22 protein-coding genes and 1 pseudogene are annotated in these 24,430 nt (G+C 71.1%); 18 read left to right on the top strand and 5 right to left on the bottom strand.

The features are described from left to right. Positions 1-155 precede the first annotated feature (155 nt). Both I6G21_RS10845 and I6G21_RS03765 read left to right on the top strand, forming a co-directional pair. On the top strand, positions 156-1,658 hold the full coding sequence (locus I6G21_RS10845) for a YeeE/YedE thiosulfate transporter family protein (RefSeq protein WP_129358021.1): 1,503 nt from the start codon (positions 156-158) through the stop codon (positions 1,656-1,658). Positions 1,659-1,797: 139 nt separating this feature from the next. Next, on the top strand, positions 1,798-2,541 hold the full coding sequence (locus tag I6G21_RS03765) for a hypothetical protein (RefSeq protein WP_061225153.1): 744 nt from the start codon (positions 1,798-1,800) through the stop codon (positions 2,539-2,541). Positions 2,542-2,573: 32 nt separating this feature from the next. Here I6G21_RS03765 and I6G21_RS03760 read toward each other — a convergent pair whose 3' ends face one another. Next, positions 2,574-4,526, bottom strand: coding sequence for a choline/carnitine O-acyltransferase (locus I6G21_RS03760; RefSeq protein WP_129358020.1), 1,953 nt, complete (start codon positions 4,524-4,526; stop codon positions 2,574-2,576). A 152-nt stretch (positions 4,527-4,678) separates the two neighbouring features. After that, on the bottom strand, positions 4,679-5,173 hold the full coding sequence (locus tag I6G21_RS03755) for a GNAT family N-acetyltransferase (protein WP_058730238.1): 495 nt from the start codon (positions 5,171-5,173) through the stop codon (positions 4,679-4,681). 92 nt (positions 5,174-5,265) lie between these two features. Between I6G21_RS03755 and I6G21_RS03750 the strand changes: the two genes are divergently transcribed. From I6G21_RS03750 to I6G21_RS03725, 6 genes are all read left to right on the top strand, one after another. Beyond that, a complete protein-coding gene (locus tag I6G21_RS03750; protein WP_061225155.1) occupies positions 5,266-6,171 on the top strand; it encodes an aldo/keto reductase in 906 nt (301 codons plus the stop codon). Between the two features lie 512 nt (positions 6,172-6,683). Then, positions 6,684-7,877, top strand: coding sequence for an MFS transporter (locus tag I6G21_RS03745; protein WP_165870006.1), 1,194 nt, complete (start codon positions 6,684-6,686; stop codon positions 7,875-7,877). Positions 7,878-8,154: 277 nt separating this feature from the next. Beyond that, entirely contained in the window at positions 8,155-9,240 is a 1,086-nt protein-coding gene (locus tag I6G21_RS03740; RefSeq protein ID WP_165870005.1) for a YdcF family protein, read from the top strand. A 169-nt stretch (positions 9,241-9,409) separates the two neighbouring features. Then, complete coding sequence (locus tag I6G21_RS10900; RefSeq protein ID WP_129358017.1) at positions 9,410-9,865, top strand: carboxymuconolactone decarboxylase family protein; 456 nt, start codon at positions 9,410-9,412, stop codon at positions 9,863-9,865. Next, positions 9,747-10,175, top strand: coding sequence for a carboxymuconolactone decarboxylase family protein (locus I6G21_RS03730; RefSeq protein ID WP_129358016.1), 429 nt, complete (start codon positions 9,747-9,749; stop codon positions 10,173-10,175). The genes I6G21_RS10900 and I6G21_RS03730 overlap by 119 nt, the downstream gene beginning before the upstream one ends. A 48-nt stretch (positions 10,176-10,223) precedes the next feature. Beyond that, positions 10,224-11,882: a protein adenylyltransferase SelO gene (locus I6G21_RS03725; protein WP_129358015.1), complete on the top strand. Its 1,659-nt coding sequence runs from the start codon at positions 10,224-10,226 to the stop codon at positions 11,880-11,882. Between the two features lie 103 nt (positions 11,883-11,985). On the opposite strand, the gene I6G21_RS03720 is transcribed toward I6G21_RS03725, so the two are convergent. After that, a complete protein-coding gene (locus I6G21_RS03720; RefSeq protein ID WP_058730791.1) occupies positions 11,986-12,420 on the bottom strand; it encodes a hypothetical protein in 435 nt (144 codons plus the stop codon). 320 nt (positions 12,421-12,740) lie between these two features. Here I6G21_RS03720 and I6G21_RS03715 point away from each other — a divergent pair, with 320 nt between their 5' ends. Further along, on the top strand, positions 12,741-13,898 hold the full coding sequence (locus I6G21_RS03715) for an AI-2E family transporter (protein WP_058730790.1): 1,158 nt from the start codon (positions 12,741-12,743) through the stop codon (positions 13,896-13,898). Here the strand turns inward: I6G21_RS03715 and I6G21_RS03710 are convergent. Then, the gene (locus I6G21_RS03710) at positions 13,885-14,799 is read right to left on the bottom strand and encodes an arginase family protein (RefSeq protein WP_058730789.1); all 915 of its coding nucleotides are present in this window, start codon (positions 14,797-14,799) and stop codon (positions 13,885-13,887) included. The two genes, I6G21_RS03715 and I6G21_RS03710, sit on opposite strands and share 14 nt — an antisense overlap. A 143-nt stretch (positions 14,800-14,942) precedes the next feature. Between I6G21_RS03710 and I6G21_RS03705 the strand changes: the two genes are divergently transcribed. From I6G21_RS03705 to I6G21_RS10615, 7 genes are all read left to right on the top strand, one after another. Beyond that, entirely contained in the window at positions 14,943-15,194 is a 252-nt protein-coding gene (locus tag I6G21_RS03705) for an LLM class flavin-dependent oxidoreductase (RefSeq protein WP_081046169.1), read from the top strand. 42 nt (positions 15,195-15,236) lie between these two features. After that, entirely contained in the window at positions 15,237-16,673 is a 1,437-nt protein-coding gene (locus I6G21_RS03700) for a recombinase family protein (RefSeq protein WP_058730787.1), read from the top strand. A gap of 394 nt (positions 16,674-17,067) precedes the next feature. Further along, on the top strand, positions 17,068-17,316 hold the full coding sequence (locus I6G21_RS03695; protein WP_035123395.1) for a helix-turn-helix domain-containing protein: 249 nt from the start codon (positions 17,068-17,070) through the stop codon (positions 17,314-17,316). 318 nt (positions 17,317-17,634) lie between these two features. Further along, positions 17,635-19,056 carry a Rep family protein gene (locus I6G21_RS03690; RefSeq protein WP_058730785.1) on the top strand — a complete coding sequence of 474 codons (1,422 nt, stop codon included), beginning with the start codon at positions 17,635-17,637 and terminating at the stop codon, positions 19,054-19,056. Beyond that, positions 19,053-19,643, top strand: coding sequence for a hypothetical protein (locus I6G21_RS03685; protein ID WP_058730784.1), 591 nt, complete (start codon positions 19,053-19,055; stop codon positions 19,641-19,643). Before I6G21_RS03690 ends, I6G21_RS03685 begins: the two co-directional genes overlap by 4 nt. After that, a complete protein-coding gene (locus I6G21_RS10620) occupies positions 19,640-20,365 on the top strand; it encodes a relaxase/mobilization nuclease domain-containing protein (RefSeq protein ID WP_232238513.1) in 726 nt (241 codons plus the stop codon). The genes I6G21_RS03685 and I6G21_RS10620 overlap by 4 nt, the downstream gene beginning before the upstream one ends. Positions 20,366-20,513: 148 nt before the next feature. Then, positions 20,514-21,401: an ABC-2 transporter permease gene (locus I6G21_RS10615; protein WP_232238511.1), complete on the top strand. Its 888-nt coding sequence runs from the start codon at positions 20,514-20,516 to the stop codon at positions 21,399-21,401. A 370-nt stretch (positions 21,402-21,771) separates the two neighbouring features. On the opposite strand, the gene merA is transcribed toward I6G21_RS10615, so the two are convergent. Then, positions 21,772-23,196, bottom strand: coding sequence for a mercury(II) reductase (gene merA, locus I6G21_RS03670; protein ID WP_058730783.1), 1,425 nt, complete (start codon positions 23,194-23,196; stop codon positions 21,772-21,774). A gap of 106 nt (positions 23,197-23,302) precedes the next feature. On the opposite strand from merA, the gene I6G21_RS03665 reads away from it, so the two are divergent. Together I6G21_RS03665 and I6G21_RS10925 are read left to right on the top strand one after the other, a co-directional pair. After that, positions 23,303-23,692 carry a heavy metal-responsive transcriptional regulator gene (locus tag I6G21_RS03665; protein ID WP_058730782.1) on the top strand — a complete coding sequence of 130 codons (390 nt, stop codon included), beginning with the start codon at positions 23,303-23,305 and terminating at the stop codon, positions 23,690-23,692. 176 nt (positions 23,693-23,868) lie between these two features. Beyond that, positions 23,869-24,414: pseudogene (locus I6G21_RS10925) on the top strand (antirestriction protein ArdA). Positions 24,415-24,430: the final 16 nt, after the last annotated feature.

Here is a 24,430-nt window from a genome sequence, read left to right as displayed (position 1 = left end):
GGCGGGGCTGCCCACCGCTGCGTTGCGGGAGATGACCGCCGGCGTCGTCGTGTCCCCGGATGACGCGACCCTCGACGACGCCGCGACCGCCCGCGTAGCTTCGGGCCAGGCCCGCGATCGGCGGGCCACCCACTCGCGACGGAAACGGGGCACCCATGATCCTCACCGGACTCGGCATCGGCATCCTCCTCGGCATCATCATGCAGCGCGGCCGCTTCTGCGTCACCGGGATGCTCCGGGACATCTTCCTGCAGCGCTCGTGGCGCGGGTTCACCGCCCTGCTCGTGGTGATCTCCGTGCACGGGCTGGGCCTGGCACTCCTCACCGCCACCGGGGCGATCACCCCCGAGTACCCGGCCTTCGCCCCGGCGGCCGTGGTGATCGGCGGACTCGTCTTCGGCCTCGGCATCGTCCTGGCCGGCGGCTGCGCCTCCGGCACCTGGTACCGCTCCGGGGAGGGGCTGGTGGGCTCCTGGGTCGCGCTGGCCCTGTACGCCACCTCCGCGGCCGTGATGAAGTCCGGTCCGCTGAGCGGCTTCACCACCTGGATGAAGTCCGGGACCACGGGGCTGACCACCATCCCGGAGGCCCTCGGCCTGCCCGCCTGGGTCTTCGCCGTCGGTCTGGCCGTGATCACGGCGCTCGCGGTGGCCCGCTACCGCCGGGCCGACGCCGCCCGGCCCCGTCCCGCGCGCCTGGACGGGCGCCCGACGTGGCAGCGCCCGCTGGGACTGTGGAGCGCCGGGATCCTGGTGGGGCTGCTCGGCGTCATCGCCTGGCCGCTGTCCGCCGCGACGGGACGCAACGACGGTCTCGGCATCACCACGCCGTCGTCCAACCTCATGGGGTTCCTCATCACCGGGGAGCCGCAGAAGCTGGACTGGGGCGTGCTGTTGGTGCTCGGCCTGCTCGCGGGTTCGTTCCTCGCGGCCAAGGCCACTGGGGAGTTCCGGGTGCGGGTGCCCGACGCCCAGACCACCGTCCGCGCGGCGGCCGGCGGCGTGCTGATGGGCGTGGGCGCCTCCCTGGCCGGCGGCTGCACCGTCGGTAATGGCATGGTGCAGACCGGCCTGTTCACCGTGCAGGGTTGGGTCGCGCTGGTCTTCATCGCCCTGGGCGTCGGCCTGGGCGCCAAGCTGTGGCTGGCCCCGGTGCGCGACCGGCCCGCCGCCTCCGGGGCCGGCGCCGGGTCTGAGGCTGAGGGCACCTACACCACCGCGCAGAGCCTGGATCAGGCCCTGCCGGAGGAGGACCGGGAGGCGACGTCGGCGGGGTCCGTCCCCGCTGCCCCCGCCGGGCCCTCCGTCGGCGCTCCCGCCGCCGCGTCGACCGCGTTCGCGGGGATCGCGATGGCCCCGGGCGGCGTCGGGGTGCTGCAGCGGCTCGAGGAGAAGGAGCAGGTGCGCGACCTCGGTGACGGCCGCTACGCCCTGGACTCCCTCGGCGCGGTCTGCCCCTTCCCGCTGCTGCAGGCCCAGCGGGTCATGGGTGAACTGTCCGCCGGTGACAGGCTGGTCATCGACTTCGACTGCACCCAGGCCACCGACGCCATCCCCCAGTGGGCCGCCAAGGACGGGCACGCCGTGGAGGACTTCCGCGAGACGGGCTCGGCGAGCTGGCAGATCACCCTGCGCAAGGGCGGGGCCGCCCGGGCCTGAGCTCTCAGCCCTGTTCTCCCATCTCTCCGATCGATTCGGGACGGATTCGTCGCTTCGGGACCGGAATATCCCGTCCCGAAGCGGCGAACCCGTCCCGAATCTGGTTCCCAGGGGTGATGGCCTGTGGTGCAATGGGCCCATGAGCGACACCGCCCGCCGCCGCCTTCCGTTCCTGACCTGCGGCCTCATGGTGCTCACGGTCGCGGTGCTTGCGGGAATGCTGCCCATGGTCGGTCCGGAAAGCTGCGGCATCCACGATGCGGCGTGCTCGGAGGCCGGAGTCGCGCGTCGTCGGGCGGTCACGGCGGGCCTGGGGATCGCCTGCCTGGCCTGGGCCGGGAGCGTGCTGTGGGTGGGTCTGGCGCTGTCCGCCGCGTCGTCGCCGTCGACGCCGGGCGGCGGGGGTTCCGGACGGGTCGGGGCCGGGATCTGGGGGCCGGGGGCGCTGATGCTGCTGGCGCTGATCGTGCTGGCGGTGTGGGTCGTGCAGATGGCGGTGCCCTTCGACCTCCTGTACTCGGTGACCTTCCTGCTCGGGGTGGGGATGCAGCTGGTCGCGGCTCGCTCCTGGTGGCGCGCGGGTGTTCCGGCTCGTCCCGCCTGGCTGATCGGTGTGCTCCTGCCGATCGCCGTGATCTTCGGTGGCCACTGGCTGCTGGGCGCGGTGCCCATGGCGTGGTTGGGACTGGGGATCTTCGGGTCCTCCACGGCGCTGGCCCTGGCGTGGCTGGGCTTCGCCTGCGGCATCGCGGTGCTCCTGTGGCAGCTGGTCGCCGGGCAGCTGGGTGACGCCTCAGCGCGGAGTTCCCGGGGCGCCACCGCGCGCTGGATCCTCGGAGGCGCACTGCTCGGCATCGGGGTGCTGGTGTCCGGGATCGGGTGAACCGGGCGGGTCGCAAGCTCAGGCCCGGCGGGTCACTGCCCGAGCCCGCGCACGAACTCCCCCAGCAGCGTCGCCGCGCGCGGCAGGGCGGCCAGGAACTCCTCCGGGGCGTCGGCGGTGTCCCGGTGCCAGGTCAGGCAGTACTCGATGGCCTCCGGGTGCGGGGTGTAGCTGATGCCGAAGCCCTCCGGGACGGTGGGCGCGAAGGCGTAGCGCACGATCTGCTGCGCCCCGCCGATCGAGGTGGTGGACAGGAAGTCGGTCGTCGCCGCGGCCACCCCCGGGTCCTCCAGGAACGCCCGCGCCGGGGCGTCGACGTCACGGCCCTCCGCGGCGATGCGCCGCAGCCCCAGCAGGTGCCGGTCCACGCCCTCCCCGCGCTTGCAGGCCTTGACCCAGGAGCGATGAGCTTCCAGCGCCTCGGAGAACATGTCGAGTGTGGCATCTTCACTGATCAGAGCGCGGGCGAAGGCCACGGCCTCCGGCGTCACCGGCCGCAGGCACTCGGTGCGCCCGGCCCGATACTCTCGCATGTCCACGGCTTCATATACGGCGCGCGTGCGGCCGTAGGCCAGCTGCTGGGCAACGGTGAGGATCAACTGGGAGACCGCATCGACGCTGAGCTTCAGCGGCAGTCCCTCCGCCGGCGGTCGCGGGACGCGAACGATGGCTGTCTTCAGCTCCCGCGCCCGTTCGCGCCCGCGGGCGAAGCCGTCCCGGATCGTCGCGCAGGCGGCGTCGGGCCAGTGCCACACCAGCTCCGCCGGCCCCTGGATCGAGTCCCGGGTCGCGGTCTCCTCCGGCCGGTTCTCCCCAGCCGCGGCCCGCTCGACGCACCGCCCGGCCTCGGCCGGGGCCGAGCCGGAGACCACCCGGGAGGACCCGCCCGCGTCCTCCGTGACCTCCTGCATCCGGCGGATCGCGGCGACCAGGGTGGCCCCGTCCACGGTGGAGTGCTCGGCGTGCAGGCACAGCCAGTCATCGCGCAGGCCGATCTCGTAGCTGATCGTGCGGTATGGCCACACCCGGGAGGGCTCGAAGGCCAGGCGCCGCAGGTGCTCCGCCTCCTCCAGCACCTCGTCCGTGAGGAACACGGTGAACAGCAGATCCCGGAGACGCGCATACGTCGCGGCGTTGCGCGGATCCTGCAGGGCATCTTCCAGCGGCGGGGCCAGCTCACTGCTGCCCAGGGACGACGCCGCCGCGAACGGCAGCGCCTCGGGCCCGACGAGGGAGGGCCGGCTGCCCGGACTCTCCTGGTTCTGGTCGGGCCGCCCCGCCTCCCGCAGCACCGCCCGCAGCGACTCGGCGAGGGTGGAGACCGGCAGGGGCGCGCCGTCGTCGTCCGCGACGGGCACCGCGAACAGCCGCCCCGCCCGGAACACCCCGATCTCCCGGTGCGCGGCCGCCGCGCGCGGCGCCAGGATCTCATCAACCCCCGGTCGCGGATGCCGCAGCCCGCCAGCAAGACATTCCCACTGGGTCATATCCACGGGGTTGCCGCGGGGATCCGTCTCCTGGGGGGTCTGCCCGCGAGCCTGGGTCAGGTGCACGGCCGCGGCCCGGTGGATGAACCGCGCCGCCCGCCCGGCGTCGGGAGCCCCGTCCGTCCGCCCCGGATCGGCATCTCCCGACCCCATATCCTCCGCGTCCGCGTCCGTCGGCTCCCCGCACGTCGAATCCAGGAAGCTCGGGTTGATCTGGAAGGCCACGTTGGTGCTCAGCGGCAGCGGCTCGCGCACCGCGAGGTAGTCGCGCAGCCACCACGCGGACAGCCAGCTGCGACCGGCCGATGCTTCCCGGGTCGCTCGCTGCCGCAGCCGCTCCTGCAGGGCGGGACCGGGGCCCGCGAGGAAGGCCCGGGCCGCCGCCTCGGTCGCGCGCAGGGTTGGGGCGTCGACGACGGCGCCCACCGCCCGCACCACCGCCTCCACCGTGTGCTCCAAGGGAGGGACGGGCAGGGGCTTCGGCGCGGCGGTGCTCATCCCCTCATCTTCTCGCATCCTCGGCCCGGCTGTGCCGGCCCCACTCAGCAGGTTTGGGAGGGGTTTCGACGTTCGGGAGTGTTCTCTGCGCTCCCAAACGTCGAAACCGCTCCCAAACCGTCCACAGCCGCAGCCGCAGCCGCACCCGCCCCTCAGTCCAGGGTCAGCTGCAGGAACGCCAGGTCCAGCCACCGGTCGAATTTGCGCCCCACTTGTGGCAGCAGCCCCACCCGGGTGAAGCCGAGCCGCTCGTGCAGGCGGATGGATCCGGTGTTCCCGGCGTCGATCCCGGCGACCATCACGTGCATGCCCCGCGCGCGGGCCGCGTCGATCAGCTCTTCCATCAGCGCCCGGCCGATGCCGCCGCCCCGGGCGTCCCGGTGCACGTACACCGAGTGCTCCACCGTGCGCGCGTACCCGTCGAAATCCCGCCACGGCCCGTAGGTCGCGTAGCCGAGGACGGCGTCGTCCTCATCCACCGCGACCAGCACCGGCTGGCCGGCCTCCCGGTGCCGGGCGAGCCATCTCAGCCGGTCGGCGTCGTCCACCGTCGCGTCGTTCCAGATGGCGGTGGTGTTCTCCACGGCATCGTTGTAGATCCCGGTGATGGCGGGGACATCGCGGTGCTCGGCGGTTCGGATGCGCATGGGGTCAGGGTAGCGGGCCGGGGAAGCGCGATCGCGAGACAGGTACTGACAGTCCCTGGCTGAGACTCGGGATCAGGGGTCAGGGTGGGGGCATGACCGAGAAGCTCACCGCAGACAGCACCTTCACCCTGAACAACGGCGTCGAGATGCCCGTGATCGGGCTGGGCGTGTACCAGTCCTCCCCGGAGGACACCGCCGACGCCGTGCGCACCGCCCTGGAGACCGGCTACCGCCTGGTGGACACCGCGGCCGCCTACGGCAACGAGAAGCAGGTGGGGCAGGGCCTGCGCGCCTCCGGGATCTCCCGCGAGGAGGTGTTCCTGGAGACGAAGGTCTGGATCTCCGACTACGGCTACGACCAGACCCGCCACGCCTTCGAGAAGGCCGTCGGCAAGCTCGAGGTGGACCAGCTGGACCTGCTGATCCTGCACCAGGCCCTGCCCTCCGAGTTCGAGCGGACCCTGGACGCCTACCGCGCCCTGGAGTCCCTCCTGTCCGAGGGGAAGGTCCGGGCGATCGGCGTCTCCAACATCATGGTTCCGCACCTGGAGCGCCTGCTGGCCGAGACCGACGTCGTGCCGGCCGTGAACCAGATCGAATCCCACCCGTACTTCCGCCAGGCGGACCTGCAGGCCTTCCACCGCGAGCACGGGATCCTCACCCAGGCGTGGTCGCCCATCGGCGGCATCACCAGCTACCGAGGCATCGACGGCAGGCAGACCTCCACCCTCACGGATCCGGTGATCACCGGCATCGCCGAGGAGCACGGCAAGTCCCCTGCGCAGGTCATGCTGCGCTGGCACCTGCAGCACGGGGTGCAGGTGATCCCCAAGTCCGTGCACGAGCACCGCATCCGGGAGAACCTGGACGTCTTCGACGTCGAGCTGTCCGAGGAGGAGATGGCCCGCATCGACGCCCTCGACGGCGGGGTGCGCGGCGGTCCCGAGCCGGAGGAGATCACCCTGGAGTCCTTCGGCATGGACATCCCGGAGGCGTAGGAAGGGCCTCCGCGGTGGCCGACCGCCCCCTCCTCGGCCCCTTCCCCCGGTGTGGGAGCGGTTTCGGCGTTCGGGAGCCACGAGAACGCTCCAGAACGTCGAAACCGCTCCCAACACCGCGCTCGAGGGGGAGGGATGGCGGGGTGTGCCATGCGCGCATCGGCAGCATCTGCGCCTACCGACACCGACGGAGCGTGTCCGCCGCGACTGACGATGCCGCCCCCACGCGCCGTTAGCGCTCACACCAGACCATGCTGATAAGTGGCATGAGCCACATATCCGGATGTAACACGGATTTCACAGATCTTCTTTCCCGATCGCGAAATAATGGCGGCAGGTCTCCCGTTGTTCCCCCGTGCCTGCCGGGGACGGACGGGCGCCTGCCCGCCGCGCAGCGCCGCACGGTGAGCTGTCTCGAGTCACTGCTGAAGGGAGGGATCATGTCGGAGAATCGACTGTTCACCATGCGTCACGCATCACCAAAAGTCGGGTTGGTCACATTCTGGCTGGCCATGGGGACGTTCGCGTTCGGGGCGGGGGAGTTCGCCTCGATGAGCCTGCTGCCGTCCATCGCCGCGGACCTGGGCACCCAGGAGTCCACCGCCGGCCACATCATCACCGCGTACGCGCTCGGCGTCGTCATCGGCGCGCCGATCATCTCGGTCTTCGGGGCCAAGTGGCCGCGCAAGCCGCTCATGCTGTCCCTCCTCGCCGCGCTGATCCTCGGCAACCTCTTCGCGGCCTCGGCCCCGACGATCGGCACCCTCGTGCTGGCCCGGTTCCTCTCCGGCATCCCGCACGGGGCGTTCATCGGGGTGGCCATGCTCTTCGCCTCCAGCCTGACCCTGCCCACCAAGCAGGCGCGGGCCGTGTCCAACGTGCAGCTGGGCATCACCGTCGCCACGATCGTGGGCGTCCCGGCCTTCACCCTGCTGGGGCACGTGGCCGGGTGGCGGCTGTGCTTCGTGCTGATGAGCGCGATCGCCGCCGCGGTCCTCGTGGCCCTGTGGCGCACCGCCCCCAACACCGCGGGCAACCGGATGACCAGCGCCAAGCTGGAGATGACCGCGCTGAAGAACCCCAAGGTGCTGCTGACCCTGGTCACCGGCGCCGTGGGCTTCGGCGGGATCTTCGCGATCTACTCCTACTTCACCTCCGCCTTCCAGGCCACCGGCGCCGGCCCGGGCTGGGCGCTGTCCCTGATCCTCATGCTCTACGGCGTGGGGTCCACGACGGGCAGCTTCCTCGCCGGATTCATCAAGCACGAGACGCTGCTGTACTCCGCCCTGGGCTTCCAGGCGGTGCTCGGGCTGTCCTCCGCGCTGTACGCGGTGAGCGTGGGCAACGCGTGGCTGACCGGGGTGGCCATGGTGATGATCGGGGCCAGCGGCGGCCTGGTGGTGCCGCTGCAGACCCGCCTGATGATGGCCGCCGGGGACGCCCAGACCCTGGCTGCGGCCATGAACCACGTGGCCTTCAACCTCGCCAACGGCGTGGGTCCGCTGGTCGCGGGCACCGTGATGGGCATGGGCGGCGGCTGGGCTTCCACCGGCTGGGTCGCGGTCGCCTTCTCCATGGGCGGTCTGGCCCTGCTGGTCGTCAACGTGCTGGTGGACCGGCGCAGCCCGATCGACAGCCACGCCGTGCGCTTCGAGGTGCCGACGGCGACCGCGCCGATCACCGGGTTGGTGCCGATCCTGCACTGACCGCCCGGACGCGCCGGGCTGGGCCGCACCGGATGCGCCGGTGTGGGCCGCCGCTGGCTCGGCCCTTCCTCCGCGGGAGATGCCGCGCAGAACGGGAGAGGAGATCTCCCGGACTGCGCGGCATCTCCCGTTGTGCGTCCAGAGGCGACAGGCGCTGGGGATGCCTGCGGGATGCGGGGGCACCGGAGAAGCGCCGGCGCCCTCGGGTCCGGACAGGGCAGAATGGCCCGTGCCCGGCCATCCCCGGCGACCCGATGAGAAACGGAGCATCCGGCTCGTGAGCATCCGCGACATCCTGCAGGACCCCGCCGTCGACGGCGTCCTGCACCTGGCCATCGCCCTCGGCGTCGTCGTGTACTGCCTGGTGGGCTTCCGCCGGGCCGGGCACCGGCTGCGCTACGGCATCATCCTGCCCATCGGCGTCGTGCTGCTGATCGGAGCCGTCCTGCGTCTGGCTGGGTCGGCGCGGGTGCCGTGGGTGGACGTCGTCGGCGGCGTCATCGCCCTGCTGGTGTTCCTGGGTCTGTGCCTGGGGTACCTGGTGCTCACGGTGTTCCTGCTGGTCAACGGGGTCACCATCATGCGCAATGAGGGGCGGCGCCCGGCCACCCTGCTCTCCTTCGCCGCCGGGGCGTGGATGGTGCTGCTGCCCGCGCTGCCCGTCGTGCTCGCGGCGACCGGGGCCCTGCGTCAGGACGCGGTGCTGGTGGTCTTCGCCGCGATCTACTCGGTGCTCTTCGCGGCCACCGCGTACGTCGCGTTCTTCTTCCTCGGGTTCCTGACCTCCGCCGTCGGGTACCGGAAGCTCGCCAGGCGCTTCGCCCCGGACGCGATCATCGTGCTCGGCGCCGGGCTGAAGGGGGAGGAGCCGACGCCGCTGCTGGCCGGGCGGCTGGATCGCGGCCTGGAGGTGTATCACCGGGAGACGGCGCGCGGGCGGGCCCCGGTGATGATCCCCAGCGGCGGCCAGGGCCCGGATGAGGTGATCCCCGAGGGGGAGGCGATGCGCCGCTACCTCGCGGACCGCGGCGTGCCCGCGGAGCACCTGCGCCCGGAGACCCGCTCCACCACCACCCTGGAGAACCTCCTGTTCTCCCGGGAGCTGCTGGAAGACCCCGACCGGCCCGTGGTGGTCGCCACGAGCGACTACCACGTGTACCGGGCCGCGATGCTCCTGCGGAAGGCCGGACTGCGGGGGCGCGCGGTGGGCTCGCGCACGGCCGGGTACTACGTCCCCTCGGCGTTCCTGCGGGAGTACGCGGCGGTGCTGGTGACCAACCGGTGGGCGCATCTCCTGGCGTTCGCCCCCATCATTGCGATGATCCTCGCCTTCTACGGGGTGGTCCTCACGCAGGTCGTCTGAGCCGCCGTTCCCCGACGGCGCCCCTCGACGGCGTTCGCCGGGGGGCCTCCGAGAGGGGCCCTCGCGGTGCCTCCCCTGGGCGGGGACTGCCGCGCGGGGCGTCGTCGGGGTAGAACGGGAGGTGTGCAGACCGCCCGAGACCGGGCGGAGCGAACCGGACGATGAGGTGATGGCGATGTCGGAGGAGCTGACCCGACGCGGCGATGAGGTCTTCGAGCGGCTCTTCGGGGCGGCCCCGGACCCGCAGGCCGGGGATGACCCGGAGTTCATGGCGATCCTGCGCCGGGTGATCTTCGGGCAGGTGTTCTCCGTGGGGGAGCTGGAGGACCGCACCCGCGAGCTCATCACGGTCACGATCCTCGCCGCGATGCAGTGCCCGGGCCAGCTCACCGCCCACACGCGGGCCGCCCTGCACGTCGGCGCCACCCCGGAGCAGATCCGCGAGGCGATCTACGGGCTGGCCCCGTTCCTCGGCTTCCCCCCGCACCCTCAACGCGATCGCCGCGATGAACGAGGGATTCCGCGCCGCCGGCGTCCAGCTGCCTCTCGACCCGCGCACCACGACGCCGGAGGAGGAGCGCTTCGAACGCGGCACGGTCCTGCAGCAGCGGCTGTACGGGGATGAGATCCGCGAGGAGTTCGACGACGGCACCGCCGCGGGCGCGGCCCTGCCGCGGCTGCTCACCGAGTTCGCCTTCGGGGACTTCGAGTCCCGGGAGGGCCTGGAGACGGCCGAGCGGGAGCTGCTGATCCTGTGCGCCCTGGTGGCGATGGGGCTGGCCCCGCAGGTCGCCGCGCACGTGAAGGGGTGCCTGCGGGCGGGCCTGTCCCGGGAGACCGTGGCCGCCGCGATCCTGCACTGCGCCCCGTACACCGGGATGCCGGCGGCGCTGAACGCGTACCGGCAGCTGCGCGCCGCCGTCGACGACGCCTGATCCCCCGAGGGGCCTGCCGCCCCCGCATCCCGGTGGGAGACTGGGGGCATGCGCTCCTCCTTCCTCCAGGATCTCCCCGAGCTCGGCATCGCGTGGCGCGCGCAGTCTGCACCGGCTCCGCGCAGCGTCCTCGTCAACGACGGGCTCGCGGCACAGCTCGGCCTGGACCCGCAGCGCCTGCGCACCCGCACCGGTGCCGCCTTGCTCACCGGCACCGACCTGCCCGCCGGCACCCGGCCCGCCGCCCTGGCCTACGCCGGGCACCAGTTCGGCGGCTGGTCCCCGCGCCTGGGCGACGGTCGGGCCCTGCTGCTGGGTGACCTCCCCGACGTCGATGCCGCCCCGCCCAAGACCGCCGGCGGCTGCGCCTCTGCCGGGGCCGAACCGCCCCGGCCACCCGCCGCCGCGGCGACCGGTGCCCGCCGAGCCCCGGATCCGGCGTCCCTGCGGGAGCTGCACCTGAAGGGCACCGGACGCACCCCCTTCGCTCGGGGAGCCGCCGACGGCAATGCGGTCCTGGGCCCGATGCTGCGCGAGCACGTGGTCGGGGAGTTCCTCCACTCCGTCGGCATCCCCACCACCCGGTCCCTGGGGGTGGCCGCCACCGGGGCCCTCGTGTCCCGCCCGGACCGGATGGACCCGCGGCGCACCGTCCAGCTGCCGGGAGCAGTGCTCGCCCGCGTCGCGGACAGCCACGTGCGGGTGGGCACCTTCCAGTACGCGCTGAGCACCGGGGGACCGGAGCTGGTGCGCCGGCTCGCGCACTGGTGCATCACCCGCCACCACCCGGGGGCCGCCGACGCCGCGAACCCGCCGCTGGAGCTGTACCGGAGGGTCGTGTTCGCCCAGGCGCGGCTGGTGGCCGCGTGGGAGGCGGTGGGCTTCGTCCACGGGGTGATGAATACGGACAACATGGCGATCTCCGGGCAGGGCATCGACTACGGCCCCTGCGCTTTCCTGGACGCCCACGACCCCGACGCCGTGTTCAGCTCGATCGACCGCACCGGGCGCTACCGATACCGGAACCAGGCCGCGGCCGCGCAGTGGAATCTCGCCCGCTTCGCGGAAGCTCTGCTGCCGGTGCTCGACGCCGAGCCGGACCGGGCCGTGGACCTCGCCCAGGAGGCGCTCGCGGGATTCCCGCCCGTCTACGAGGCCGAGCGGCTCCGGCTCTTCGCCGCCAGGATCGGGCTGCGGGTGCAGGGGGAGGCCGCCGCGCCCTCGACCGCCGCTGCGGTGGAGGACCTGCTGGGGCTGATGGCCCAGCACGCCGCGGACCACACGGACACCTTCCGCGCCCTGATCCCTGTGGCCGAGTCGGGGGATCCCGCGCGGGCCGACGGGCATGGCTCCCGCGGCGCCCGGCCGCGGGCCGAACGCGCCGCGGAGGGCACGCGGGATGAGCCGGGAGCGGACCCCTCCCCGGACCCCGGCCTCGTAGCGGACCCGCGCTTCCGGCAGTGGCTCGCCCGCTGGCATCAGCTGGGACCGGATCCCGCGCTGATGCGGCGCTCCGCCCCGCGGGTCGTGCCGCGCAACCACGCGCTGCAGGAGGCCCTGGACGCGGCGGAGGCGGGGGAGATCGGCCCGGTGCTGGAGATCCTCGACGCCGTCTCCCACCCCTTCGAGCACCGGCCCGGCAACACCCGGCTGGGCGCACCGTCGGGGGCGCAGACCCGCGGGTTCACCACCTACTGCGGCACCTGAGGATCACCCCTCACGCCGCCTCATCCGGACACGCGAGAGCCCGCGCAGCGCCTCCGGGAAAGGGTGCGCGCGCGGGCTCGGGCGTCGGGGGAGGGGGCGGGCCTCAGCCCACCCACTGAACGGTGATCTGCGGGTCGAAGGCGGCGGTCTTCAGGATGTGGGAGTCCTTCAGATCCAGCCGACCCTCGTGGGAGGTGACCTCGAAGTGCTCGTGCTGATCCCCGCTGGTCAGATCCACGCTGTAGGTCCCGTCGGGGGCGGGCACCTCGCCGATCCCGTTCGGGGCGGGGGCCTTCAGCCAGTACACGGTGGGCTCGGTGGCCGAGCGCACGAGGGCCAGGTTCGCGAAGGACTCGGGGCTCTGCGAGGCGGCGGCCTGCTGAGCCGTGGTCTGCTGCGTGGAGGTCGCGGTGCCGGTCGGCGTCGACGCGGCGTCCTCGGCCTGCGCGGGACCGGCCACCAGGATGCCGGCGCCCAGGGCGAGGGCGGCTCCGGCGGCGGAGACGGCGGCGATGCGGTGCTGAGGATGGCGGGTCATGATCCGAATGCTCCTTTGCGTGTCGCTGCCCGCGGAAGGGGTCTCCTCCCGGGGGACACCCCCACCGTAGGCCCGCCGCGCCGGGGCTTCACCGGGCCGTGATCCGCGGTCCGAGAAGGTCACGGGACGGTCACCCCGGGTGCGGCGCCCCGTCGCGGCCGGCGACGGCGGGGCGCACCGCTGCCGGGACCGGGTTTCGAGCCTCGCCGTCGGGGCGCTCGGGTGCCGCCGCGTGATCCGAGCGTGACCGGATCCCCAGGAGACTCCCAGCTGCCCGCGCCCGGGCGGGCGGGACGGGTGCGGGTCTAGGGTGTGGAGTCATGGAGACCCCCGCGGCCGAGCCGGCCGAGACCACCCCCGCCGCGTCGCCGGCCGCCCCCGTGCGGGGCCTGTGGCGCGACGCCTACGGGCGGGCCGCGATCCGGTGCCTGCAGACCCTGCTGATCGCGGGCGTCGTCGGCCTGGGGGTGTGGGTGGCGGCGACGCTGAAGCTGGTGACCCTGCCGCTGCTGATCGCCCTGATCATCGCCGCCGCGATGAACCCCATCATCCGGGCCCTGCGCACCCGCGCCCGCTTCTCCCGGGTGGGCGCGGCGGTCACCGCGCTGCTGGCGATCCTGCTGGTGCTGGCCGGCATCATCTCCGGGATCGTGATGACGGTGATCGACGAATGGCCGGACCTCTCCGCCCAGGCGCAGCAGGGAGCCAACCGGCTCGCCGAGATCCTCACCGGCTGGGGGGTGCCCCTGGATGAGACGCACCTGAACGAGTACCTGCTCAAGGCCGGGGAGTACCTGCGCACCAGCGACGCCGGCTCCAGCGCGGTGGAGGGCGTCTCGGTGGTGACCGAGCTGCTGGCCGGATCCCTCCTGATGGTGGTGATGCTGTTCTTCTTCCTCCTGGACGGCCCCCGCATGTGGGCCTTCCTGGTGGGGTGGCTGCCGCAGCGGCTGACCGAGCGGGCCAACGAGGCCGGGCGGGCCAGCGTGCACGTGCTGGGCCGCTACATCCGCGGGACCGTGATCATCGCGGCCTTCGCGGCGATCGTGGATCTCACGGCGATGCTCGTGATGCACGTGCCCCTGGCCTTCCCGCTGGCCGCGCTGATCTTCCTCGGCGCGTTCATCCCGATCGTCGGGGCCCTGGTCACCGGCTTCGCCGCGGCCCTGGTGGCCCTGGTCGCGGCGGGCCCGGCGGCCGCGGTGGTTCTGACGATCGTGGTGATCATCGTGAACCAGGTGGAGCACCACGTGCTGCAGCCCAAGGTCATGGGTTCGGCCCTGAGCCTGCACGGGGTGGTCATCATCTCGGTGCTGGCGATCGGGGCCCACGAGGGCGGGGTGGCCGGGGCGCTGCTGGCGGTCCCGCTCACCGCGGTGGTGTGGGCCAGCGTCCGGGTGTTCCGGGACATGCGCGGGCGCGTCGCGCACCGACTGCCCGCCCCGGACCCGCAGGAGCAGGCCGCTACCGCTCGGTGAGCGGCAGCCCGTCCACCAGGGCCTCCATGGCCAGCACGGAGCGGGGGATGAACTCGGCGATGCTCAGCCCCACGACGTCGGCGGCCTCGTCCAGGTCCGCGATGATGCGGCGCACCTGCGCCCGGGTCAGCCCGCCGGGCACCAGGCCGAGACCGAGCGCGGCCTCGTCGCTGTCCACGACGTCCACATCCAGGTGCACCGCGACCTTGCCCGCCCCGGTCCCGGCCAGCCAGTCCAGCAGCGGGCGGGTGCTCTCACGCAGATCCGCCGGGGAGAAGGAGCTCAGACCCCACTCGTCGAGGTGGGCGAGGGCGTCCTGCTCGCCGTCGTGCAGCCCGGCCAGGGCCACCCGCGCGGGATCCACCGCCGCCGGCAGCCTGTCCAGGATCTCCGGGTCTCCCTGCCCGACGATCGCGGAGACGGCCATCGCGTGGTAGCCGTCGTAGCCGGTCTCCGGGGTGTCGACGTCCGGGTGGGCGTCGATCCACACCACCGCGAGGTCCTCCCCGTGGCGGCGGGCCAGCTCGGTGAAGGGGACGACGCTCACCGAGCACTCCCCGCCGAGGGTGAGGATGCGCGGCGCGTCCCCGTGCCGGGACAGGATCTCCTGGGCGGCGTCGAGGGAGGCGAGGATCTGCTCCCGGGATTCGATGCCGCCGGTGGATCCCGACTCCTCCTGCGGGACCGGGACCACCTCGGTGGGTCCGTCGTGCTCGGGCAGCATGGCCTCGAGGAAGCGGGCGCCCAGGGCGTAGCCGCGGCGGGCCCGGTCCAGGGGCGCTTCCGGCAGCAGCTGGCCCACCATCTCCTGCCCGGCCCCCTGCCACTGCGGCCAGATCAGGCGCAGGGTGCGGCCCTGCTCCCGGGGGGCGTCGGCTGGGGATGCGCTTCCGGTGCTCATGGGTTCTCCTCCGTGTGCTCGGGTGCTTCCCCCGGCACAACCGGGCCGCCGCTGCGGATGTTCTGCGCCGCACCGCCGGCGGGGCAGCGGATCCCCGGAATGCCGGCGGGAATAACCGTCATCCCGGGGCGGTTTGCTTGAACATGAAAGCATTTGGATTCCTGAGCTTCGGTCATTACGGCACCGGCCCCGCGGGCAACGGGGTGGATGCCCGGCAGATGCTGCACGACGCCGTGGAGATCGCCGTCGGCGCGGAGGAGCTGGGGGTGAACGGCGCGTACTTCCGGGTTCACCACTTCGCCCCGCAGGCGGCCGCACCCATGCCGCTGCTGTCCGCGATCGCCGCGCGCACCTCCCGCATCGAGGTGGGCACCGGCGTCATCGACATGCGCTAGAGCATGTCGCGGTTGTGACACTCGTTCCGTAAGCTTGGTTGCATGGTCGAACTGGTAGCGCTGAGGAAGACGAACGAGGTGGCCGCGTACGTCCGCGCCTCCATGGACCGCAAGGGCGACCGCTGGACGGTCGATACGCAGCTGAGGAAGATCAGGGCGCTGGCCGAGGCCAAGGACTGGAACGTCGTCGAGGTCTACGAGGACAACGCCGTGTCGGCGACGAAGAAGCGCCGCGCTGGCACCCGCTGGGCCGAGATGCTGGACGACGCCCGCGCGGGCTGCTTCTCGATGGTGGTCGCCGTGGACATGGACCGGCTGCTGCGCAGCACGAAGGACCTCAACACCTTGATTGACCTGGGGCTGCGGGTCGTCACCGTGGACGGCGAGATCGACCTCTCGACGGCCGACGGTGAGTTCCGAGCGACGATGCTCGCGGCACTGGCCCGGTTCGAGGCCAGGCGTAAGGCGGAGCGTCAGATCAGGTCGAACGAGCGCCGACGCTTCGAGGGCATCCCGACGAGCGCCTGGAAGGCGTTCGGGTGGACGCGAGAGGGCGAGCTGATCCCGGAGGAGGCCGACGCCGTCCGGCGGGCCTTCGCCGCGTTCCTCGGCGAGCCGTCGCTGTCGATCCGGCGAATCCGCGAGGATCTGAACGGTGCCGGTCATCTCACCGCCCGCGGGTCGGAGTTCTCCGTCGATGCCGTGCGCTACCTCCTGGCGAACCCGCTCTACGCTGGCTACATCAAGCACTACGCGTCGGGCGAGCTGTACCCGGTGCAGGGCGACGCGTTCCCGCCCATCGTTGGCGAGCAAACGTGGCGGGCCGCGGTGGCGAAGCTGGAGGACAACGTGCGAAGGTCGGCGAGGCAGGGTAACCAGCCGAAGTACCTTCTGTCCACGATCGGGCTGTGCGGGAAGTGCGGCGCGACGCTCGTCTCCGGGACGAACAGTCGCAAGCAGCCGACGTACCGCTGCGGCGAGCAGTTCCATCTCACCCGCCAGCGCGAGCCCGTCGATGCGATGGTGACCGAGGCGGTGCTCACCCGCTTGTCCTCGGTGGATGTGCACAACCTCGTGATGCCGCAGGAGGACGATGGGCCAGATCACGAGGAGTTGCTGACGGAGCGGAACGCCCTGGTCGAGCGGGTGAAGGAGCTGAGCCCGCTGCTGCGTGACATCCATCAGCCGGTCCTGGAGATCACGGCGGCGATCAACGACGTGAAGGCCCGCATCGATGAGATCGACGCGGAGCTGCTCGACCGTTCGGTGTCGGTGGCGGCGAAGTTGCTCGCGGACGTGGACGAGCCGGTCGGCACCGCGGAGCGCCGCGAGGTGGTCGAGGCGAAGTGGAAGACGTTGGACGTGGACCGCCGCCGGATGCTCGTGGACGAGCTGGTGACGGTGACCATCGAGCCCATCGCGCCCGGTCACGTGAAGTTCGACCCCGACCTCATTCGTATAGAGCCGCGTCGCGACTGACACGCGAGTCGACTCGTCAGTGGACTGGTGAGTCGACTCGTAGGAGTCTGGTTGCAGACAAGAAGATCCCATCGGGGGCCAGACTTTGAAGCTGGCGGTACTACTCCCGGATGAGTAGCCGGTCAAACAGCCCAATTACCGTGGCGGGGAACCGGAAGCACACTCATGTTTGAGGACTTCCGATGTCTGTCGTTATCGACGCTCCCCGCGCATCTGCGCTGGACTGCCCTGGGCTCGACCAGGATTCGCCCCCCGATCCGCAGGCTGATGGGCTCGATCCCGTCATCGCTGCCGCCCTCGCCGCCGGTCGCCGAGCTGGTGAGCGCCTGGCCCGCATGCCGCTGACTCCGCGCCAGCGGGCCGCGGTCGCCGCCGTGATGGGTGGTGATCGCTGATGAGCGCCAACTCCGCCGCCTTCGCCCACGTGAACGGCTTCCGCTGGCGTGTGGGCGACCCCACCCTCGCCGACAGCGAAGCGCACCTCTACGACCTCGGCGTGCTCCGCTCCGTGCTGGAGGAGGCCGTCGAGATGGCCGTCGCCGATGCCCGCGCCGACGGGGTGACCTGGGCCAAGATCGGCGACGCCCTCGGCGTCACGCATCAGGCCGTCATCAAGCGTTACCGCAAGGGTGGTGCCCGATGAACGCCGCCGAACGCACCAGCGCCACCGCTCCCGCTGACCTGACCAGCCCGACCGATGGGCCTGGCCTGGCATCCGCCGGAGGCGGGCTGCCCGTCGTCGTGATGCCCGTCCTCATCCGTGCTCCGCACTCCAAGAGTTCTGGAAGCCTCATCCGTTCCTACGGGCGCGGCAAGGGCTTGTCGATTGCCGCGCCATGCAACAACATGCCTGGTCAGCTGCCGGTTTCGCCTTCGCTCCACCGCGTGACCCCGCAGGATCATTTGGGGGTCAATAGGGGGTCATTTAAGGCGCCGCACGCTCCTTCCGACGTCCTGGGCGGTGGTCGCCGTGGCTAAGCAGGAGAACAACCCGACGAGCATCGGGCTCACGCAGTACCTCGATCCGTCGTACTGGACCTGGGCCGCCGAGGACGCGAACGGGGCCGCGCTGCTCCAGCAGGGAGCCGGGGCGATCCTCGCCTACGTGGTGCAGCGGCTCGAGGCGATCGGCTGTGAGGTCGTCGAGGCCTACGGCATCGTGCACGACAAGGACGAGCGCGAGGTCTGGAGCGACACCGAGAAGACCCTCGTGGTCGAGCCGAAGCCGGATCACCTGCACGCGGTGATCAAGTTCGCCAGCCGCGCGAAGAGCGCGCCTCTGGATCGGCTCGCGTTTGGCATCGGCGTCGAACCGCAGTACGTCGAGAAGCCCGGTCGCGGGCGGTACGCCTTCGACAACATGCTCTCGTACCTGACGCACGTGAAGTACGCGGACAAGCACCAGTACGCGCCTTCGGAGGTCGCCACGGTGCGCGGGCCGGACTACCTCGGCATCGACGCCCAGCGCCGGGAGACGTGGCTCAAGGGTCGCGCCCACGTGAAGAAGAAGGTCGTCGCCGAGAACTTCGAGGACATGCGCGAGCGCGTGCTCCAGGGCGAGATCACGCGCGATCAGATCATGCTTACCGATGAACTGTTCGACATCTACTCGCGGCATCAGCGGGAGATCGACGATGCCCTGTCCGCCTACGGTCAACGCCGCGCGTACCGGGCGGCGGCGAAGCTCCGCGCCGGTGAGTTCTCGACGCACGTGGTATTCGTGCACGGGGATGCCGGTATCGGCAAGACCCGGTTCGCCACGGACTTCATCACCGAGGCGATCAACGCGGCGAACGCCCACGGCGAGCGGTGGCAGGTCTACCGGGCCGCCACGGGGAACCCCCTCGATGACTGGCGCGGGGAGGAATTGCTGCTGCTCGACGATCTGCGCGCCTCGGCGATGGACGCGAACGACTGGCTGCTGCTGCTCGATCCGTACAACGCCTCCCCGGCGAAGGCGCGCTATAAGAACAAGGGCGAGGTGGCCCCGCGTCTCATCGTCATCACGGCGACGATCGAGCCCGTCGAGTTCTTCTACTACGCCCGTCAGAAGGGCAACGTGGACGAGGCGCTGGACCAGTTCATCCGCCGCCTGGCCTCGGTCGTGAAGGTCTACCGTGCCGACGAGATCAACCGCTACCTCGTGCAGCACATCGGAAGGATCGAGCCCTACGAGTGGCATCAGTGCAGCGTTCCGGCCGCCGCGCACACGCCCGGCATGTACGGGAACGCGTACCACCGGAACGCCGGGTCGCGGGAACTGACCTACGGTCCGGAGACCTCGGCCGACCACGACGCGGACGGCGCGGTCGCGGAGCTGCTGAGCGGGCTCGCCGTGCGGAGTCCGGACGTGCCGCTGGCACTGATCGGAGGTGCCGCATGAGCACCGAACTGGACGCGCTCTTCCAGGGGGTCGAGGGGGCCGGAGGCCCCTCGCAAGCAGACATGGAGGACACGAGCGTCAGCGATGTGTCCGACATGCCTACTGCTTGCCACTCTGGCGTACAGGTGGAGCAGCAGACCGACTCCCAGGTGAACACGGGTCGGGCTGATGCGGAGGCTGTGCGGCAGAGTCACGGCGGCGCGAAGCGTCGTCGTGGGGGCCGCGCGAAGCTCGATACCGACTTCGGAGAGGCCACGCTCGCGGCGCTTCGCACTCGTGCGAAGCGGCTCGGGCTGGCTCCGAGCACGTGGGTGCGGGCCGTCGTGCGCGATGCCCTCCACGCCTCTCGGAGCGAGGAGCTGGACGCCGCCGTGGCCGCGCACCTGCTCGGCGTCGAGGCGCGCGCGCAGGTGTCGGCGGACGCGCGCGAGCTGGCCGCGCAGATCCGCCCGCTGGCGATCAACGTCAACGACCTGGACCACCGAGCACGTGCCGGTGAGGCGGTGGCGCTGTCGTCGGAGGTGCCCGAGCTGATCGAGCTGCTGCGCGAGGTCCGCGCCCTGCTCGGTGATCGGACGGCGTCATGAGCACGACGCACTACAGCCCGAGCGCCAGCGCCGCCGACACGGAGCGCTATATCCGGGGCAAGGAGGACGAGCGGGGCGTCGCGATCACGTGCGATGTGCCGGGAGGCCCCGGCGCGTTCTCGGCGCGCGCTCGGGCGCTCACGCAGAACACGACGCGCGAGGTCGAGACGCTGCACTACCGCCAGTCGTTCAGCGACGAGGAGTTCGACCCGAAGAACCCCGAACACGTGCAGCGGGTGAACGACCTGGGCTACCAGCTCGCCAAGAAGATGCACCCGGATTCCGACTGCCTCGTCGTCAGTCGTGTGGATGGGCGGGGAAAGAAGCCGCACAACCATATTTTGGTTCTCAATCACAACAACCGCACGGGAAAGGCGCTCTCGGACTATCGCACGTTCCACGACCGCAAGGCCGGGAATCAGAAGGGCGTGCAGTCGGCGAACGACGAGCTGATGCGCGAGCACGGGCTCTCGGTCGTGAAGCGGCTGGAGCACGCGCCGAAGGACTGGGAGCTGCGCCGCGAAGACTTCGCCGAGGGGTCGCTCGACCGCGAGATGGGCGACCGGATGAGTGCGGCGCTGGCCGATCCCCGCGCGGTGGACAAGGCCGGTCTGGTCTCGGTGATCGAGGAGCAGAACCAGCAGCTCGGTGATGACGGGGATCGGGTGCCACGGATGCGGCTGCACAGCCCCGTCAGCAAGAAGGGCAAACGCGCCGGGTAGGAGACCTGGACGCTCTACATCGAGGACCGCCGCGGCGAGTCCGGGCGTGCCGAGCGCCGCAAGCGCACGAGCGCACTCTCGGCGGACTTCACCCCGGAGGGCGCGCAGGCGTTCTTCGACTACCACCAGCAGCAGAAGGAGCAGGAACATGAGCGTAGCACTCGACAGGCTGAAGCAGCAGAACGGGCCCGTGCAGTCGCCGCAACCGCTCGGCAGTCCGGAGACGATGGAGCTGTTGACCTCGATCCTCGTCGCCGTCGAGGCGCAGAATACGAGGATCGCCACGCTGACCGAGCAGCAGAAGAAGCTCGCGGGGTTCGTGAAGGTGGACAGCGAGGAGCAGGAGAAGCAGCTCTCCGCGATCTCGCATCAGCTGACCTCAACGTCGCCGCCGCCGGAGTCGAACGAGAACAGCGAACTGCTCGCCGGAATCGCGTCCACTCTCGCGGGTATGAGCGTGAACCTCAACGGGGAGAGTCTGAAGGGCTCAGCCTCTAAGTCCGAGGCTGCCGCCAAGCATCTCGATGAGAGCCGGGCTAAGTTCGAGCGGGCCGCGAACGGTGCGCAGAAGGCCTGGCGGGAGTCGATCACCCAAGCCAGCGTCGAGGCGACGAGTGCGATCAGCACGGCCCGGGATCAGGCTGTGCAGTCGATCGAGAGGGCCGCTGCCGTCGCCGGGGCCGTGGCAACAGCCAAGATTGACGCCGCGAACGAGCGGGCCGAAAAGATCATCGCCACAACGGCGAAGCTGGAGGCCCGTCAGCTTTGGTCTGTCGCCGCGTCGATGTGCCTCGCGCTGCTGCCGGTCGCAGTGATCGTCGCGGGTGTTTGGATGGCCGTCGCCGGGCTTATCACGGGCGCTCAGTGGGCCCTCGACGTGGACGGGAGCGTGTGGCTCGGGATCGGTCGCTGGCTCGTGGTCTCCATGGGCCTCGCCGGGGCTGGCTACGGACTCTTCGCATCCGTCCGCTGGGTCGCCGGTCTCGTGGAGACCTGGAAGGGCCGCGGGATGCCGAGGTGGCCCCGTTGGCGGTGATGGCTGGATCCGATCGAGCTACCGGTTCCGATCAGCAGTCGAAGGATTTTCGCAGCAGCCAGTCCTGCGGCCTCGGTGCCGCCGCCGTAGCCTGACGAGCATACCGGCCGTGACGGCCATCGCGACGGCGATCCCGGCACCGATGATCCAGGGATTGCCGAGGAGCCCTCCGACGCCTGCGAGTGCTCCGCCCGCCGCGATGAGCGGCAGGCCGCAGGAGAGCAGCAACGGAAGCGCGCAGCATGCCAGTAGGAGCAGCCCGGTCCCTGCGGCGACGATGGGACCGGCGCGCCGTTCGTCGCGGTCGTGATCGGCGCTCATCGTCTGCACCTCTTCCGGATGAGATCTCCCCGATTGCATGCGTTGCCGTTCATGCGCAGCACGAGAGCAGTGACGGGTCGGTGGTGAAGGACTTCGCGGCGATCCGGATGCCTTCGGTCATGGTCAGGTAGGGGGCCCAGGCGTCGGCGACTTCGGCGATGGTCTTGCCGAGCACGTGGACGCCTGCGGCGGCGAGTTCCCCGGCGTCCTTGGCGACGGCGGTGAGGCCGAGGATCTCGCTCGTATCGGCGTTCACGACGATCTTGATGAACCCGCGGGTGTCGCGGTTGATCACCGCCCGGGGCACATACTCCAGGGGCAGCACGCGGCAGTCGCAGCGGATCCCCGCGGCGACGACCTCCTTCTCGGTCATCCCGACCGCGCCGATCGCCGGTCCGGTGAACGTCACCCGCGGCAGATGGGAGTAGTCGACGGACCGGTCGGCGTCGGCGAACGCGTTCTCGGCGACGAGGGTGCCGTGGTGGGCCGCGACGTAGACGAACTCCGGGTGCCCGGTCACGTCGCCCGCGGCCCAGATCCGCGGGTTCGACGACTGCAGATGGTCGGAGACGACCACCTCGCCGGAGTCCCCGGTCTTCACCCCGACCGCATCGAGGTTCAAGCCGTCGGTGACGGGACGGCGTCCGAGGGCGACGAGCACCTGGTCGGCGCGGAACTCCTGCGAGCCGCCGGACACGTCCGCGGTAACCACGACCTGCCCGGTCGCCGCGTCCCGGGACACCCGGGTCGGCACCGCGCGGCGGACCACCCGGATGCCCTCGTCGGCGAACACCTCCTGCAGTGTCCGGGACACCTCCGGCTCCTCCTTCGACGCGAGCCGGGACCGCACCAGCACGGTGACCTGGGAGCCGAGGCGGGCGAACAGCTGCGCCTGCTCCAGGGCGACGTAGCCGCCGCCGAGCACCAGCATCGACTCGGGGACCTCGGTCAGGTCCATCGCCGTGGTCGAGGTCAGGTACCCGGCCTCGTCCAGGCCGTCGATCGGCGGAGCCCACGGCCGCGCACCGGTGGCGACCAGGTAGTGCTCGGCCTCGATCGTCTCGACCGCTCCGTCTGCGGTGGTGACCTCCAACACCGGCGCGTCCGGGGTGCCTGCGAACCCGGCGTCTCCCCGCCGGACGTGCCACCCGTATGAATCGGCGACGTCGGCGTACTTCTCGCCCCGCATCGTCTCGACCAACGCCTGCTTCCCGGCGATCAGCGCGGGCATGTCCACTGGGCCTGCCGTCGTCGCGATCCCCGGGAACCGGTCGGCGGCGTCGGCGGCGACGTGCCGTGCATCGGCGGCGGCGATGAGGGCCTTCGACGGCACGCAGCCCGTGTTCACGCAGGTGCCGCCGAGCGTGCCACGCTCGATCATCACCACCGACTTCCCGAGCATGGTCGCGCGAATCGCGGCGGCGAACGCTCCGCCGCCCGATCCGATGATGGCGAGATCGTACTTCGTAGGCATCGCTGCTCCCGTCAAGGCTTGGACTTCTGTTCCGTTTCAGCCATACTGGACCTTCCAGTGCAGGGGAAGGCCAAGCGTGGCCCCTGCCGAATGATCGGAGGCCGCAATGCGCATCGGAGAACTCGCCGAACGCGCGGGCACCACCTCGAAGACGCTCCGGTTCTACGAAGAGCAGGGACTGCTGCCCCCGGCCGACCGGACGCCATCCGGGTACCGCGACTACGCGCCCGACGCCGTCGCCCGGATCGACTTCGTTCACCGTGGCCAGGCCGCAGGCCTCACCCTCGCCCAGATCCACCAAATCCTCGACATCCGCGACAGCGGCCACGCGCCCTGCGAGCACGTGCGAGACCTCCTCGACGCGCGCCTGGCCGAGATCGAGCAGCAGATCGCCCAGCTCACCGCCCTGCACGGCACCATCGCCGACCTCCGGCACGACGCGGCGCACCCGGACCCCGACACATGCAGCCCAGACCAGGTCTGCCGGTACCTGTAGAGGGACGCGGACCGAGAAAACGAGAGCCATAAAACGAACATGCGCTACGAGCACTTAGCTTCATGACGCTCGTGTCGTCGAAGTGGCACAGCAGCCGCTGACACGCCACGCCAGGCGTGGCCGGGAGACCTCCCGAGGAGTAGGTGATCAGCCTGCTCACGGACGAGGAGGACCCCATGACGACCAGCGCCCGCATCATCCGCCACACCGAGCCCCGCGCGTGGCTTGGCTGTCTCACGTGTTATTCAGAAGCCGATCTCGTCGGCAGGTGGTACGACGCCGAGGACTGCGACGAGGTCACGCCGGCCCAGCTGCACGGTCACGCGACCGACCACGAAGAACTCTGGGTGATGGACCACGAGGGCATCCCTGTCACCGGCGAGATGGACCCCATGACCGCGGCCCAGTGGGGTCGCGTCCTCACCTCGGTGCCGGAGCACCAGCAGGAAGCCCTCTTCGCCTGGGTCCGGTCCGGCAGCTATGTCGCCGAGGGTGAGGGCGACTTCCCGTCGCTCGAGGCGTTCGAGGACGTGTACAAGGGCGAGTGGTGCTCATGACGCGAGTACGCCGACCACATGCTTGAGGAGGGCGGCCTCCTTGAGGGTGTCTCCGATGAGGCCCGCCGCTACATCGACTACGACCAGTGGGCACGTGACCTGCTCATGGACTACACGGTCGAGGACGCCGAGGACGGCGGCGTCATCGTCTTCCGCAACCTCTGATCTATAGGCGCGTTTA

It is taken from the genome of Rothia kristinae (assembly GCF_016028855.1).
GTDB classification, from domain to species: Bacteria; Actinomycetota; Actinomycetes; order Actinomycetales; family Micrococcaceae; genus Rothia; species Rothia kristinae.
Note: the sequence above shows the minus strand (reverse complement) of the source record. Positions and strands in the feature narration are given on the sequence as shown.

Excerpts from the sequence above, each read along its gene's own strand:
- merA (WP_058730783.1), bottom strand. The coding sequence starts at position 23,196 with ATGCCTACGAAGTACGATCTCGCCATCATCGGATCGGGCGGCGGAGCG.
- I6G21_RS03665 (WP_058730782.1), top strand. The coding sequence starts at position 23,303 with ATGCGCATCGGAGAACTCGCCGAACGCGCGGGCACCACCTCGAAGACG.
- I6G21_RS10845 (WP_129358021.1), top strand. The coding sequence starts at position 156 with ATGATCCTCACCGGACTCGGCATCGGCATCCTCCTCGGCATCATCATG.
- I6G21_RS10615 (WP_232238511.1), top strand. The coding sequence starts at position 20,514 with ATGAGCGTAGCACTCGACAGGCTGAAGCAGCAGAACGGGCCCGTGCAG.
- I6G21_RS03725 (WP_129358015.1), top strand. The coding sequence starts at position 10,224 with ATGCGCTCCTCCTTCCTCCAGGATCTCCCCGAGCTCGGCATCGCGTGG.
- I6G21_RS10620 (WP_232238513.1), top strand. The coding sequence starts at position 19,640 with ATGAGCACGACGCACTACAGCCCGAGCGCCAGCGCCGCCGACACGGAG.
- I6G21_RS03695 (WP_035123395.1), top strand. The coding sequence starts at position 17,068 with ATGAGCGCCAACTCCGCCGCCTTCGCCCACGTGAACGGCTTCCGCTGG.
- I6G21_RS03765 (WP_061225153.1), top strand. The coding sequence starts at position 1,798 with ATGAGCGACACCGCCCGCCGCCGCCTTCCGTTCCTGACCTGCGGCCTC.
- I6G21_RS03760 (WP_129358020.1), bottom strand. The coding sequence starts at position 4,526 with ATGAGCACCGCCGCGCCGAAGCCCCTGCCCGTCCCTCCCTTGGAGCAC.
- I6G21_RS03730 (WP_129358016.1), top strand. The coding sequence starts at position 9,747 with ATGAACGAGGGATTCCGCGCCGCCGGCGTCCAGCTGCCTCTCGACCCG.
- I6G21_RS03705 (WP_081046169.1), top strand. The coding sequence starts at position 14,943 with ATGAAAGCATTTGGATTCCTGAGCTTCGGTCATTACGGCACCGGCCCC.
- I6G21_RS03715 (WP_058730790.1), top strand. The coding sequence starts at position 12,741 with ATGGAGACCCCCGCGGCCGAGCCGGCCGAGACCACCCCCGCCGCGTCG.
- I6G21_RS03685 (WP_058730784.1), top strand. The coding sequence starts at position 19,053 with ATGAGCACCGAACTGGACGCGCTCTTCCAGGGGGTCGAGGGGGCCGGA.
- I6G21_RS10900 (WP_129358017.1), top strand. The coding sequence starts at position 9,410 with ATGGCGATGTCGGAGGAGCTGACCCGACGCGGCGATGAGGTCTTCGAG.
- I6G21_RS03755 (WP_058730238.1), bottom strand. The coding sequence starts at position 5,173 with ATGCGCATCCGAACCGCCGAGCACCGCGATGTCCCCGCCATCACCGGG.
- I6G21_RS03700 (WP_058730787.1), top strand. The coding sequence starts at position 15,237 with ATGGTCGAACTGGTAGCGCTGAGGAAGACGAACGAGGTGGCCGCGTAC.
- I6G21_RS03750 (WP_061225155.1), top strand. The coding sequence starts at position 5,266 with ATGACCGAGAAGCTCACCGCAGACAGCACCTTCACCCTGAACAACGGC.
- I6G21_RS03720 (WP_058730791.1), bottom strand. The coding sequence starts at position 12,420 with ATGACCCGCCATCCTCAGCACCGCATCGCCGCCGTCTCCGCCGCCGGA.
- I6G21_RS03710 (WP_058730789.1), bottom strand. The coding sequence starts at position 14,799 with ATGAGCACCGGAAGCGCATCCCCAGCCGACGCCCCCCGGGAGCAGGGC.
- I6G21_RS03745 (WP_165870006.1), top strand. The coding sequence starts at position 6,684 with ATGGGGACGTTCGCGTTCGGGGCGGGGGAGTTCGCCTCGATGAGCCTG.